Source organism: Streptomyces sp. NPDC053069 (assembly GCF_044546895.1).
In the GTDB taxonomy this organism is placed as follows: domain Bacteria; phylum Actinomycetota; class Actinomycetes; order Streptomycetales; family Streptomycetaceae; genus Streptomyces.
The window spans coordinates 1-12,928 of sequence record NZ_JBITZN010000012.1; the positions used below are offsets into that span (position 1 = coordinate 1).

Here is a 12,928-nt window from a genome sequence, read left to right on the forward strand (position 1 = left end):
GTCTTGGCGACGGTGACCAGGTCGCCGCCGCGCAGCGCGCCCGCACACAGCCGGGTGATGGAGGACTTGCCGCGGATGCCGTTGACCAGCACCCGGGTGGGGATGTTCTCCAGGTTGGCGAAATGCCGCCGCTGCTCCACGACGCCCGCGGCGAGCAGAATCGCGCAGCAGACCAGCAGCACGGTGTAGAGGAAGAGCACGGGTGATCAGTTCCTTGTGTACTGCTGGGGCGGGTACGGCTGCGGCGGGTACGGCTCGGGCGCGGGGTGCCGGGGCGGGTCCTGGCGCGGGCCGTGCTGCTCGGGCAGGTCCTGGCGCGGCGCGGACTGCTGCCGGGCGGACGGCGGGGGCGGGGTGCGGTGGGGCTGCTGCCGGCGCTGGTCCTGCAGTTGCTGCCGGATGAGCTCCAGGGAGCGGGTGACGGCGCCTACCTCGTCGTGGTGCTGCGGGAAGAGCACGGTCTTGCGGTCGCCCCCGGCCAGCGCCTCGGCCCGGTCGGCCAGGCTGCGCAGTGGACGGGCCACCACGATGTGCAGCCAGCCCAGGCAGGCGACGGCCGCGGCGGCACCGAGCAGGCCGGCGAGGACGGTGCGGTTCTGGGCGTCGTACTGCGGGATGGCGAGCCGGTCGACGGGCTGCCAGCTGACCACGCTCCAGTGCAGCGACTCGGCCGTGCCGCTGCCGGAGAACGGCGCGGCGGCCGCGATCCGCACCCCGTGCTCGCGGTAGAGCACGCCGTTCGGCTGGGGCTTCTTGCCCAGCCGCTGGGCGCTGGCCGCGACGAGGTCCTTCAGGTGGTCGTCGGGCAGCGACTGGAAGGCGAGGAAGCCGGTGTTACCGGCGATGATCTTGTGCTGGTCGTCCACGAGCCGGACCACGCCGAGGCCGGGCCGGGTCAGCAGGGCGTTGAAGAACTCCACCCGGAACTCGCCGATCAGCTGGGCTCCGCCCCGGCCGGGTATCTCGGCGGCGGCGACGACCACGGGCTCCTTGCCGCCGCGGCCCAGCAGCCGGACGGGCTTGCCGGAGACCCGGTCGGACTGGTCCACCTTGGGGGTCTTTCCCTCGCGGGCCTGGATGGCGCCGTGGGAGTCGACGACGTAGAGGGAGCGGTAGCGCCGGTTCTCGTTGTAGGTGTGCTCCAGCACCGTCTCCATGGCCTCGGGTGAGGTCTTGTCGCCGATCAGCGAGGCGACCGACTGCAGGTCGGCGTCGCCCTCGTTGACCGCGCGGCGCACCCGGTCACTGAGCGTGTCGGTGCGTTCGCGCTGGTCGTTGACGAGCTGCCGGGGGACGTCGGCCGTGTTGTCCGCGCGGTTGAACAGCAGCATCAGCGGTGCCGACCAGGCCAGCAGCAGCACCGCACAGACAGCGAGGAAGGCGCGGGTGTCCACCCGGCGCAGCCCGCGCTGGCTCTCGGCCGGGCCGGTGGCCTCGGCGCTCTCGCCGAGCAGCTGGCGGCGCAGCCGTTCCAGGGCGCCTCCGATGCGGTGCGCCTCGCCGTAGCCGGGGACCGTGACCGGCCGGGTCAGATCGCCGCGGGTGAGCCGGCGGGACTCCAGGAACAGCCGGATGAGCGGGCGCTGCACGGTGCCCAGCAGCACCGCCACGGCCAGGGCGCCGACGACGAGCAGCGCGCCGGCCGCCAGCACTCCGAACACCGGGGAGCCGGCCGGGGCGGACTCCTCGGTCACCTTGACCATGGCGACCACGGACAGGCCGAGCCCGCTGGCGGTGGTTCTCTCGCCGGGCTCGGCCGCGGCGAGGGTGGCGTATCCGGCGACGGACCGGTCGCCGAGCAGCTTGCCGCCGAGCAGGCTGCCGCTGACGCCCTGGTAGCCGCCGCTGCCGGGTTCCTTGCTGCTGCGCGGGTCCTGCTGTGCCCGTCGGGCCGCCGCCTGGGCGAAGTCCTTCAGCTGCTTGCGGGAGTCCGTGAGGTCCTTGCGGTCGATGCTGTTGCGGGCCGACTCGGGGTCGGCGATGCCGTCGCTGCTGAGGATCGCGCCGCCGGCGTCCACCACGGCGATGGAGCGGAACTGACCGAGGCTGATGCCGGGGAACTTCAGGTTCCTGGAGGCCACCAGCAGCAGCTGCGGCCTGCCCGGCCAGGTCAGCAGGCCGAAGGAGAGCAGGCGCACCTCGCCGTTCTTCAGCCGGACCATGCGCGGGGCCAGTCCGTCGTCGCCGCTGAGGCTGGAGAGGTCCACGTCGGTCAGCGGCACCGTCTCGCCGCGGGCCGCGACCAGCTTGCCGGTGCGGATCTCGACGACGGCGGTGCCCATCCACTTCTGGTAGGTGCTGCCGAGCTTGTCGAGGACGGCGTCGCCGGAGACCGGCTGCCCGGCGCTGAACAGCGCGGCGGAGCGGGTGACGTCGGTGACGGACTCGTCGATGGAGGCGCGCAGCGCGATGGCGCCGTCCTCGGCGAAGTGCTGCTGGGACGTCAGCACCGCCTTCGGCACTCCGGCGTCGTCGACGCGGCCCAGCACCAGTGCCGTGATCGCGGCGAGCGTCAGCAGGAGTGCCGAAAGGACCGCGATCGGCGGGCGGATGCCTCCGATCAGCGACATGTCGGCTCGGCGGCGGGCTCGGTGCTGCCGCGCCGGGGGCGATGACGCCACAGAACGTCCTCTCAGGAAATACGGTCCGGGCGCGTGGATGGTAAGACCGCGCCCGGAAAGCTCAGACATGTAAGTGGTGGGTTAAGTTGCAGTAAGTCGCACGTGATCTAGGCAACATCACGCAACCCACAACCAAGAACGGACAAGAAAGGACAAATGAGGCTCCCATGCGGTGGCGGTTCAGGCCGTGCGCACATCCCGTCCGGCCCCCGCTAGGGCAGCGGCGTCAGCGGCTTCAGGCCGTCCTTGGCGGCGCCGCGGTTGAGCAGGGTGCCCTCGGTGCGCTCGAACGCCAGCCGCAGCCGCGCCTTCTGGCTGTCCGTCAGGCCGTGGTCGTCGCGGAGCGCGGCCGGCACGTCCAGCAGGCGGTAGTCCCGCGCCTCGTCGTCGGAGTAGTCGGCGGTGCCGCCGTCCCGGACGTTCTCGGCGTCCGGCGGGATCGTCAGCAGCGTCGGCTCGAAGCGCGGCTGGACGTCCCAGTGACCCTTGTCCCGCTCGGTGAACGTGAACCAGGCGATCACGCCCTCCTCGGTCAGCCCCGTCGGCACCTCGTGCCGGGCGATCTGGTTGCCCAGGCCGTAGCTGATCCAGGTGCCGTCGACCTTCTCCATCGGCTCGACGACGTGCGCGTGGTGGCCGATGACCAGGTTGATGCCGGTGTGCCGGGCGATCTGCCGGGCGAAGGAGAGCTGCCCGGCGGACGGTTCCGGATGGTGCTCGTGGCCCCAGTGCAGGGACAGGATCACCACCTCGGCCCCGGCCTTGCGGGCGCGCCGCTCGGCGGCCTTGATCCGGCCCAGGTCCTGCTCGTTGGCCAGCCATGGCTTGCCCTTCGGCAGCGTGTGCGGCTCGTTGAAGCCGTAGGCGAAGGATATCTGCGCGACCTTGACGCCCTTGACGTCCATGATCAGCGGGGTGTTCGCCTCCTTCGCGGTGCGGGCGGAGCCGGTGTGCTTCAGACCGGCGGCGTCCAGCGCGTCCAGGGTGCGCTTCACGCCCTCGTAGCCGTGGTCGAGGGTGTGGTTGGAGGCGGTGGAGCAGGTGTCGTAACCGATGTCCTTGATCGTCTTCGCCTGCTGCGGCGGCACCTGGAAGTCCGGGAAGCCCTCGAAGGGGCCCTTCGCCGGGCCCATCACCGGCTCGAAGTGGCAGATCGCCAGGTCCGCCTTGCTGATCAGCGGCTTGATGCCGGCCATCATCGGCCCGAAGTCCAGGCCGTCCACCCCCTTGCCGGTGCGCTTGGCGTCCTTGCGTGCCTGGTCGACCAGCTCGGGGTGCATCAGGATGTCCCCGGCGGCGGCGACGGTGAAGGAGCGCCCGCCGCCCTGGGCACCGGCGTCGTCCGAGAGGAGACCGCAGCCGGAGGCGGCCGCGAGGAGGGAGAGCGGGGTCAGCAGGGACAGCAGGGTCCGGCTACGGCGTCTGTTCACCAAGATATCTTGATACAACCATGAGAGCCCATCGCTCACGCGTCATAACGATCGCAACACTTCTGCTCGTCATCGCCGGTCTCGCCGGCGGTCTCACCGCCCTGCTCCGCACCACGGGCGGCGGCGCCGGCCAGTCCGACCGGCCCGCCCCCAAGGGCGCCGAGCAGATCGACCTGGCGCGCGAGGTGGCGGACTACACCAGCCGCTTCGGCCCCGACCGGGGCTATCTGCATCCCGGCAAGGCCGACCGCGAGGACATCGCCGCGGCGCTCGGCCTGTTGCTCGACGGCCATCGCGACCAAGCGGAACAGCGTCTTTCGCAAAGGGACTTCACGGTGCGCACGGTCTTCGACCGGCCCTCCGGGCACCGGTACACCGAGGTGGCCGACCGCACCGACTCCGCCGTGACACCGCGCGGCTGGGGCAGGGTCTACCTCGATCTGGACCACCGCCCGAGCTGGTCGGCCCAGGTTCCGCACCCGGGCTTCGATCTGGGCACCGAGCAGCTGGGCGTCCGGGTGCTGCGCGGCTCACCCGGCGGGATCCTGGTCATCGCAGGTGCACATCGCAAAGCTGGAGTCGGTAATTCGGCGGACGTGGCGCACCGCCAGGACACCGTCTTCCACGCCATCTGCGCGGAGCTGGCCCGCCGCGGGATGCCCGGGATCCAGCTGCACGGCTTCGCCGCCTCCGCCGCGCCCGGCTACGACGTGATCGCCTCCACCGGCGCCGGGTCGGCGGGCCGACAGGAGGGCCGCGACCTGGCCGACGCCCTGCGCGGGCACGGCTTCCAGGTGTGCCGGGCCTGGGTGCGGTCCTGTCCGCTGGAGGGCCGCACGAACATGCAGGGCCGGGTGGCCGACGACGACCATGTGCCGTTCCTGCACGTCGAGTTCTCCCCCGAGATACGCGCGGGCGGACGGCCCGCCGAGCGGGCCGCCGCCGCGGTCGCCGAGATCACACGCCGGTGGGCCGGTAAACCCGTGACACACTGAGCCTCCCACGCATGCGACAGAGCAAGGCTGTTAGCGACATGGCAGACATCTCGGGCACGACGAACGAGACGGACGAGGCCGGCGGGCCCCTGCCCCTGCTCATCGTCGACGGTGCGAACGTCGTCGGATCGGTGCCCGACGGCTGGTGGCGCGACCGTCGCGGGGCCGCCGAGCGCCTGCGCGACCGTCTGGTGCCCTTCGCGCGGTCCGGCGTGGCCGGACTGCCCGGCCCGCTGGAGCTGGTCCTGGTGGTCGAGGGCGCGGCCCGGGGCGTGGCCCCGGTGCCCGGGGTGCGCATCGAGGAGGCGTCCGGCAGCGGGGACGACCGCATCGTGGACCTCGCGGCGGCGGCCGGCGACCGCCCGTGCCTGGTCGTCACGGCCGACCGCGAGCTGCGCCGCCGCGTCCGCGAACACGGCGCCGAGGTCACCGGCCCCCGCACACTCCTGAACTGAACCTGCCAGGGGCGGACCCCGGTCCGGCTCTTCTCACTGGCCCGGTACCCGGGCGTACAGCACCGCTCCGTCCACGGTGCCCGTCTTCTCGTAGCGGGCGGCCAGCAGGCGGCGTAGGGGTGGTACCCGGTCGGGGGCGTACGGCTTGCCGCGGGAGTCGTCGACGACCAGGGGTGGGGCGTAGGCGTCCAGCTCCCGACGGAAGACCGGCCAGGCACCCGCCACGGCGTACTTCTCGCCGACCTCGGACCCGTCCCGGCCGCCGCTGTAGTTGGTGAGCAGACCGGCGGTCAGATAGCGGGTGGCGGGAGTGCGGCCGGCCAGCCAGTACGTCTCCGGGTGCATGCCCCAGACCAGAACCCGGTCGGCGGGGGTGGTGCGCTGTTCGAGGGCGGCCGCGAGCCGCTGGGCGTGGGCGAGTTCCGGGCGCGGAGCGAGCAGGCCCCAGGCGAGGAAGAGGGCACAGGCACCGGCCCAGGTGCGGACGGCGGCCACGCCCCGTTCCGCGGGCAGGCCGTGCAGCGCCGCGGTGGCCAACAGGGCGATCGGCGGAGTGAGTTGCAGGTAGTAGTGGCCGAAGAAGTGGAAGCCGGCGGTCACCGCGACCGCCGAGCCGGCCAGCCACAGCCACAGGTCCACCGCTTCGGTACGGGCGCTGCGCAGGGCCCGTACGACCGGCGGGAGCAGCCCCGCCGAGGCCACGGCGAGGAGCGCGGTGTTGGCCAGGGCGCGCGCCAGGACATGGAGTTCGGAGCCGGTGAAGGAGACGTAGGCGGCGGAGCCGGTCACCGTCCAGAACAGGAACCGGGCCGGGTCCGTCAGCAGGGCCGCGCCCAGCACCGGCAGCGCGCAGCCGGCCGCGAGCCGCAGCACGCCCGCGCGCGGGGCGCCCCGGCGGTCGAGCAGCCAGGCCACCGGCAGCAGCACCGCGCCGCCGGTCTGCTTGGCGAGGAACGCGGCGGCGACGGCGGCCCCGGCCGCGCCCCAGCGCCCGCGGTCGGCGCACCACAGGGCGGCGGCCGTGCCGGGCAGTATGAACACCTCGAAGCCGGCGGCCTGCGCGTCCTCGGGGTTGAGCCCGACCGAGACCAGCAGATACAGCACCCCGGCGGTCCGGCCCGCGCGGTCGCCCCAGCGGCGCCGGGCGAGCGAGGCCAGGGCCGCGGCGGTGAGCAGCTGGGCGAGGACCGCCAGCACCCGCAGCGGAATCAGGGAGCCGGAGCCGCAGACCGCGAACGCCGCCTCGTACAGCCAGGGCAGCAGCGGCGGCTTGCGGTCCACGACGGTGTCGTACAGCTGCCCGCCCTGGGCCAGCAGCCGCGCCTGTACGGCGAGGTAGCCCTCGTCCGGGTTCCACAGCGGCCGGACGAAGGACGGCAGCCGGGTGACGCAGGCCAGCGTGGCGAGGAGGGGCAGCAGCCGCATCCAGTACGCCGCCCGGGTGACGGTCCTCGTGTCTGCGGTCCGTGCGCGGGCGAGCGGGGCGGCGAGCATGGGCAGCACGCTATCCGGCCCCGCCGTCCTGGCCGAAGCGGGACATACGGGGCCGGTGGGGCGAAGGAAACGGTTACGGAGTGCGGCCCGCGGCCTGCTGGGCACCCTTGTCCCGCAGGGCCAGCCGGCTGTGGGTGCGGCCGTAGAGGAAGTAGACGACGAAGCCGATCACCATCCAGATGGCGAACCGGATCCAGGTCTCGGCGGGCAGGTTGAGCATCAGCCACAGGGTGGCGCACACGGACAGGACGGGGACGAAGGGGACCCACGGGGTGCGGAAGGCGCGCGGCAGGTCGGGGCGGGTCCGGCGCAGGATGATCACGCTGATCGCGACGACGACGAACGCGAAGAGCGTGCCGATGTTCACCAGTTCGGCCAGCTCGCTCAGGCTGGTGAAGCCGGCGACGATCGCGATGACCACGCCGAGCAGGATGGTCGGCCGGTGCGGGGTCTTGAAGCGCGGGTGGACCCGCGAGAAGAAGCGCGGCAGCAGTCCGTCCCTGCTCATCGCGAAGAACACCCGGGTCTGGCCGAGGAGGAGGATCATGCAGACCGTGGTCAGGCCCACCGCCGCGCCGAAGCTGATCACGCCCGCGTACCAGGGGTGTCCGATGGCCTTGAAGGCGTCGGCGAGCGGGGCGTCCACGGACAGCTTGGTGTACTTCTGCATACCGGTGACGACGATGGAGACGGCGACGTAGAGCACGGTGCAGATGAACAGGGAGCCGAGGATGCCGCGCGGCATGTCCCGCTGCGGGTTGCGGGTCTCCTCGGCGGCCGTGGCCACGATGTCGAAGCCGATGAAGGCGAAGAACACGACCGAGGCGGCCGTGAAGATGCCCATCACGCCGAAGTTGGCGGGTGCCCAGCCGAACATCAGCTGGATGAGCGGTGCTTTGAGGTTGCCGCCGGCCGGCACCGGCTGGGCCGGCGGGATGAACGGCGTGTAGTTGGCGCCCTTGATGAAGAAGGCACCGGCGATGATCACGATGAGGACGACGGCCACCTTGATGGCGACGACGAGCGAGGTGATCCGGGCCGACAGCTTCATGCCGAGGACGAGGATGCCGGTGAGCACCAGCACCAGGGCGGCGGCGAGGATGTCGAAGCCGAAACCGGCGGCGTTGTCCCGGCCTGCGAGGTAGTCGGGCAGATGCCAGCCGGCGTTGTCCAGCAGCGAGCGGATGTAGCCCGACCAGCCGACCGCCACCACCGCCGTGCCGAGCGCGAACTCCAGAACCAGGTCCCAGCCGATGATCCAGGCGGGCAGCTCGCCCAGGGAGGAGTAGCTGAACGTGTACGCCGAGCCGGCCACGGGGACCGTGGAGGCGAACTCGGCGTAGCAGAGGGCGGCGAGCGCGCAGACCACGCCGGCTGCCACGAAGGCCAGGGACACCGCCGGACCGGCGTTGTTCTTGGCGACCTGTCCGGTGAGGACGAAGATGCCGGTGCCGATGATGACGCCGACGCCGAAGACGGTCAGATCGAGCGCGGAGAGGGACTTCTTGAGCGAATGCTCGGGTTCCTCGGTGTCCTGGATGGACTGCTCGACATTCTTCGTCCTGAACAGCGTGCTGCTCACGTAGTGCCTCCCACGCTCGGGGGCCGCCTCGCCATGGCCCGACATGATCGAGAGGGTCGGGGTGCGTATGCCCCGGCACAGGCAGGTTCACGCAAACGGGCCGGTTCCGCCACCGCAAGGAGTGGCGTCACCGGCCCGTGGGGGCGCGTCGCGGGTCAGTCGCGGGCGGGCTCCACCGAGTCCACCTCGGCGGCCGTACGGTCGAACCGGCCGTCCAGCTTGGCGACCAGTCCGGTGACCTGGCGGGCGATGTCCGGGGCGGTCAGGCCGATCTCGGCGAGGACCTCGCCGCGGGAGGCGTGGTCGAGGAAGCGCGGCGGGATGCCGAAGTCGCGCAGCGGCACGTCCACGCCGGCGTCGCGCAGGGCCTGGGCGACCGCGGAGCCGACACCGCCGACGCGGCTGTTGTCCTCGACGGTGACGACGACCCGGTGCCGCTCGGCCAGCGGGGCCATGGCCTCGTCGACGGGCTTGACCCAGCGCGGGTCGACGACGGTGGTGGAGATGCCCTGCTTGTCCAGCAGGGCGGCGACCTCCAGGCACATCGGCGCGAGCGCGCCCACGGAGACCAGCAGCACGTCCGGCCGGTCGGTGCCGGGCTCGCGCAGGACGTCCATCCCGCCGACGCGGCCCACGGCGGGTACGGCGGGGCCGACGGCGCCCTTGGAGAAGCGGACCACGGTCGGCGCGTCCGTCACCTCGACGGCCTCCCGCAGCTGCGCCCGCACCTGCTCGGCATCACGCGGCGCGGCGAGCCTCAGGCCCGGTACGACCTGGAGGATCGACATGTCCCACATGCCGTTGTGCGAGGCGCCGTCGGTGCCGGTGACGCCGGCCCGGTCCAGCACGAAGGTGACCCCGCACTTGTGCAGGGCCACGTCCATGAGGACCTGGTCGAAGGCGCGGTTGAGGAAGGTGGCGTACACGGCGAAGACGGGGTGCACCCCGGCGTACGCGAGTCCGGCGGCAGACACGGCGGCGTGCTGCTCGGCGATCCCGACATCGTACACCCGTTCGGGGAACTGCTTGGCGAACTTGTCCAGGCCGACGGGCTGGAGCATGGCCGCGGTGATGGCGACGATGTCCTCGCGCTCCTCACCCAGCCTGACCATCTCGTCGCCGAAGACGGAGGTCCAGTCGGCGCCGGAGGAGGCGATCGGCAGACCGGTGTCCGGATGGATCTTGCCGACGGCGTGGAAGCGGTCGGCCTCGTCCTGCAGGGCCGGCTGGTAGCCGCGCCCCTTCTCGGTGAGGCAGTGCACGATGACCGGGCCACCGAACCGCTTGGCCCGCGCCAGCGCGGACTCCAGCGCCTCGATGTCGTGCCCGTCGATCGGACCGACGTACTTCAGGCCCAGGTCCTCGAACATGCCCTGCGGGGCGATGAAGTCCTTCAGGCCCTTCTTGGCGCCGTGCAGCGTCTCGTAGAGCGGCCTGCCGACGACCGGGGTCTTCTCCAGCACCTCCTTGGTGCGGGCGAGGAACCGCTCGTACCCGTCGGTCGTGCGCAGGGTGGCCAGGTGGTTGGCGAGGCCGCCGATGGTCGGGGCGTACGACCGCTCGTTGTCGTTGACGACGATGACCAGGGGCCGGTCCTTGGCGTCGGCGATGTTGTTGAGGGCCTCCCAGGCCATGCCGCCCGTGAGGGCACCGTCACCGATCACGGCGACGACATGGCTGTCCCGCTTCTTCAGCTGGTTGGCCTTGGCGATGCCGTCGGCCCAGCCGAGCACCGTGGAGGCGTGGCTGTTCTCGATGACGTCGTGCTCGGACTCGGCCTGCGAGGGGTAGCCCGACAGGCCGCCCTTCATCTTCAGCTTCGAGAAGTCCTGCCGGCCGGTGAGCAGCTTGTGCACATAGGACTGGTGGCCGGTGTCCCACAGGACCTTGTCCTTCGGGGACTCGAAGACCCGGTGGAGGGCGATGGTCAGCTCCACCACACCGAGGTTGGGGCCCAGGTGCCCGCCGGTCTTGGAGACCTCCTGGACAAGGAAGGTCCGGATCTCCTCCGCCAGCTGGTCCAGCTCCTCCAGGCTGAGCCGGTCCAGATCGCGCGGTCCCCTGATGCGGGTCAGCAGCGGCACCCGTGCCTCCTTTGCAGTAGAGCTGATCGAGCTTTCGCCGGGCTCGCCCGAGTCTAATGTTCATGCTTTGCACGACACGACAGCGCCCGGCACCTTTCGGGTGCCGGGCGCTGTCGTCCGTCCGGGCGCGCTATGCGCGACCAGCGGTCTTCTGCGTCTTGCGGGTCACCGCGTCGATGACCACTGTGGCGAGCAGAACACCACCGGTGATCATGTACTGCACCGGGGAGGCGATGCCCTGGAGGGCGAGGCCGTACTGGATCGAGACGATGACCAGGACGCCGAGGAGCGCGTTCCACGTGCGGCCCCGGCCGCCGAAGAGGGACGTACCACCGATCACGGCCGCCGCGATCGCGTTCATCAGCAGGTCACCGCCGCCGGCGCCCTGGTTGGCGGACGCGATCTTGGAGGCGATGAACAGGCCGCCAATGGCCGCGAAGGTACCGGAGATGGCGAACACCGAGATCCGGACCATGTCCACGTTGATACCGGCACGGCGGGAGGCCTCGACGCTGCCGCCGAGCGCGAAGATCTTGCGGCCGTACCCGGTGCGGCGCAGCACGAAGTCCGTGAGGAACAGCACCGCGATGAAGATCACCACGGCCAGCGGCAGGCCCTTGTACTGGTTGTAGACGGCCGCGGCGGCGAAGGCGACGATCCCCAGCAGCACGGTGCGCAGGATGGTTTCGCTCAGCGGGCGGGACGGCACGCCGGCGGCCTCGCGCCGCTTGTTGCCGAAGAAGGAGCTGAGGAAGAACAGTACCGTCACCGCGATGGCGAGCCCGTAGGCGGCGGCCACGTCGGAGAAGTAGTAGCTGGTCAGCTTGGCGACGAGGCCGTTGTCGTTCAGGTTGATCGTGCCGTTGTCGCCCAGGATCTTGAGCATGAGGCCGTTCCAGAACAGCAGACCGGCCAGCGTGACCGCGAAGGCGGGGACGCCGATCTTCGCGAAGAAGAAGCCCTGCACCGCACCCGCGACCGTTCCGGTGAGGACGGACAGCACGAGGGCCAGGATCTCGTTCATACCGTGGGTGACGTTGAGCACCGCGAAGGTGGCACCCGCGACACCGGAGAGCGAACCGACCGACAGGTCGATCTCGCCGAGCAGCAGGACGAACACGATACCGACGGCGATCATGCCCGTGCCGACCATGGCGACGGAGATGTCGGAGAGGTTGCCGGCGGTGAGGAAGTTGGAGTTCAGGCTCTGGAAGATGATCCAGATGACCGCCAGACCGATGACGACCGGGAGGGAGCCGAGGTCACCGGCCTTCATCTTCCGCTTGAACTCGGTGATGTAGCCCGCGAAGCCCTGTTCGCGCACCAGCAGGCGGGGGTCGACCGCGACGTCGGAGCCGCGTGCCGCCTCGGGGTTCTCCACCACGTGGTCCTCGGGGGGCGTGGAGGTCTTGTCGATGCTCACTTCTTGATCTCCCCATTGGAGCGCGCCGCACGACGGGTCACGGCGTTGTCCGTGGCGCCGGTGATGGCGGAGATGATCTCTTCCTGCGAGGTCGACTTGACCTCGAAGACGCCGTTGTTGCGACCCAGACGCAGGACGGCCACCTTGTCGGCGACGGCCTTCACATCGGCCATGTTGTGGCTGATGAGGATCACGGCGTGACCACGCTCCCGCAGCCGTTCCACCAGGTCGAGGACCTGCGCGGTCTGCTCGACGCCGAGGGCGGCGGTGGGCTCGTCGAGGATGACCAGCTTGGGCTCGCCGAGCATGGAGCGCGCGATGGCCACGGTCTGGCGCTGGCCGCCGGAGAGCGAGGCGATCGGGATGCGGACGCTCGGGATGCGGATCGACAGCGTGGTGAGCAGCTCGCGGGAGCGGCGCTCCATCTCCACCTCGTCCAGGACACCGCGGCGGCGGATCTCCCGGCCCAGATAGAGGTTGCCGACCACGTCGATGTTGTCGCACAGCGCGAGGTCCTGGTAGACCGTCGCGATGCCGAGGCCCTGGGCGTCGTGCGGCTTGCTGATCTGAACGGCCTTGCCTTCCCATTCGATGACGCCCTCATCGATGGGGTGCACGCCGGCGATCGTCTTGACCAGCGTGGACTTTCCGGCACCGTTGTCGCCGACCAGGGCGACCACCTCACCGGCGTGGACCTCAAGCTCTACGTCGGTGAGCGCCTGAACGGCACCGAACCGCTTGGAGACCCCGCGCAACGCCAGCACGGGCGTAGCGGACACGTGAACCATCTCCTTCGCCGCCTGACCCGGCGGGAGGTTGTGCAGAAGTTTTTGGGGGGGTGTTC

The 12,928-nt window shown here is 71.0% G+C and carries 9 protein-coding genes and 1 pseudogene; 2 read left to right on the top strand and 8 right to left on the bottom strand.

Annotation, left to right across the window (positions count from 1 at the left end; translation table 11 throughout):
* From ACIGXP_RS26165 to ACIGXP_RS26175, 3 genes and pseudogenes are all read right to left on the bottom strand, one after another.
* Positions 1 to 200, bottom strand: a pseudogene (locus ACIGXP_RS26165) (poly-gamma-glutamate synthase PgsB); the annotation flags it as partial.
* Positions 201 to 206: 6 nt separating this feature from the next.
* Positions 207 to 2,570, bottom strand: a complete 2,364-nt coding sequence (locus ACIGXP_RS26170; RefSeq protein ID WP_399772134.1) for a HAMP domain-containing protein — start codon at positions 2,568 to 2,570, stop codon at positions 207 to 209.
* A 263-nt stretch (positions 2,571 to 2,833) separates the two neighbouring features.
* A complete protein-coding gene (locus tag ACIGXP_RS26175; protein ID WP_399772136.1) occupies positions 2,834 to 4,051 on the bottom strand; it encodes a CapA family protein in 1,218 nt (405 codons plus the stop codon).
* A 20-nt stretch (positions 4,052 to 4,071) separates the two neighbouring features.
* On the opposite strand from ACIGXP_RS26175, the gene ACIGXP_RS26180 reads away from it, so the two are divergent.
* A complete protein-coding gene (locus ACIGXP_RS26180) occupies positions 4,072 to 5,046 on the top strand; it encodes a hypothetical protein (protein ID WP_399772139.1) in 975 nt (324 codons plus the stop codon).
* A gap of 38 nt (positions 5,047 to 5,084) precedes the next feature.
* Positions 5,085 to 5,501 carry an NTP pyrophosphohydrolase gene (locus tag ACIGXP_RS26185; protein ID WP_399772141.1) on the top strand — a complete coding sequence of 139 codons (417 nt, stop codon included), beginning with the start codon at positions 5,085 to 5,087 and terminating at the stop codon, positions 5,499 to 5,501.
* A gap of 33 nt (positions 5,502 to 5,534) precedes the next feature.
* Here ACIGXP_RS26185 and ACIGXP_RS26190 read toward each other — a convergent pair whose 3' ends face one another.
* The 5 genes from ACIGXP_RS26190 to ACIGXP_RS26210 all read right to left on the bottom strand — a co-directional run bounded on the left by ACIGXP_RS26190 (position 5,535) and on the right by ACIGXP_RS26210 (position 12,872).
* Positions 5,535 to 6,995 carry a glycosyltransferase family 39 protein gene (locus ACIGXP_RS26190; RefSeq protein WP_399772143.1) on the bottom strand — a complete coding sequence of 487 codons (1,461 nt, stop codon included), beginning with the start codon at positions 6,993 to 6,995 and terminating at the stop codon, positions 5,535 to 5,537.
* 73 nt (positions 6,996 to 7,068) lie between these two features.
* A complete protein-coding gene (locus tag ACIGXP_RS26195; RefSeq protein ID WP_363214673.1) occupies positions 7,069 to 8,577 on the bottom strand; it encodes an amino acid permease in 1,509 nt (502 codons plus the stop codon).
* A gap of 155 nt (positions 8,578 to 8,732) precedes the next feature.
* Complete coding sequence (dxs, locus tag ACIGXP_RS26200; RefSeq protein ID WP_399772146.1) at positions 8,733 to 10,661, bottom strand: 1-deoxy-D-xylulose-5-phosphate synthase; 1,929 nt, start codon at positions 10,659 to 10,661, stop codon at positions 8,733 to 8,735.
* A gap of 130 nt (positions 10,662 to 10,791) precedes the next feature.
* On the bottom strand, positions 10,792 to 12,084 hold the full coding sequence (locus ACIGXP_RS26205; protein ID WP_399772150.1) for a sugar ABC transporter permease: 1,293 nt from the start codon (positions 12,082 to 12,084) through the stop codon (positions 10,792 to 10,794).
* Positions 12,081 to 12,872, bottom strand: a complete 792-nt coding sequence (locus tag ACIGXP_RS26210; RefSeq protein ID WP_363214676.1) for an ATP-binding cassette domain-containing protein — start codon at positions 12,870 to 12,872, stop codon at positions 12,081 to 12,083. Before ACIGXP_RS26210 ends, ACIGXP_RS26205 begins: the two co-directional genes overlap by 4 nt.
* Positions 12,873 to 12,928: the final 56 nt, after the last annotated feature.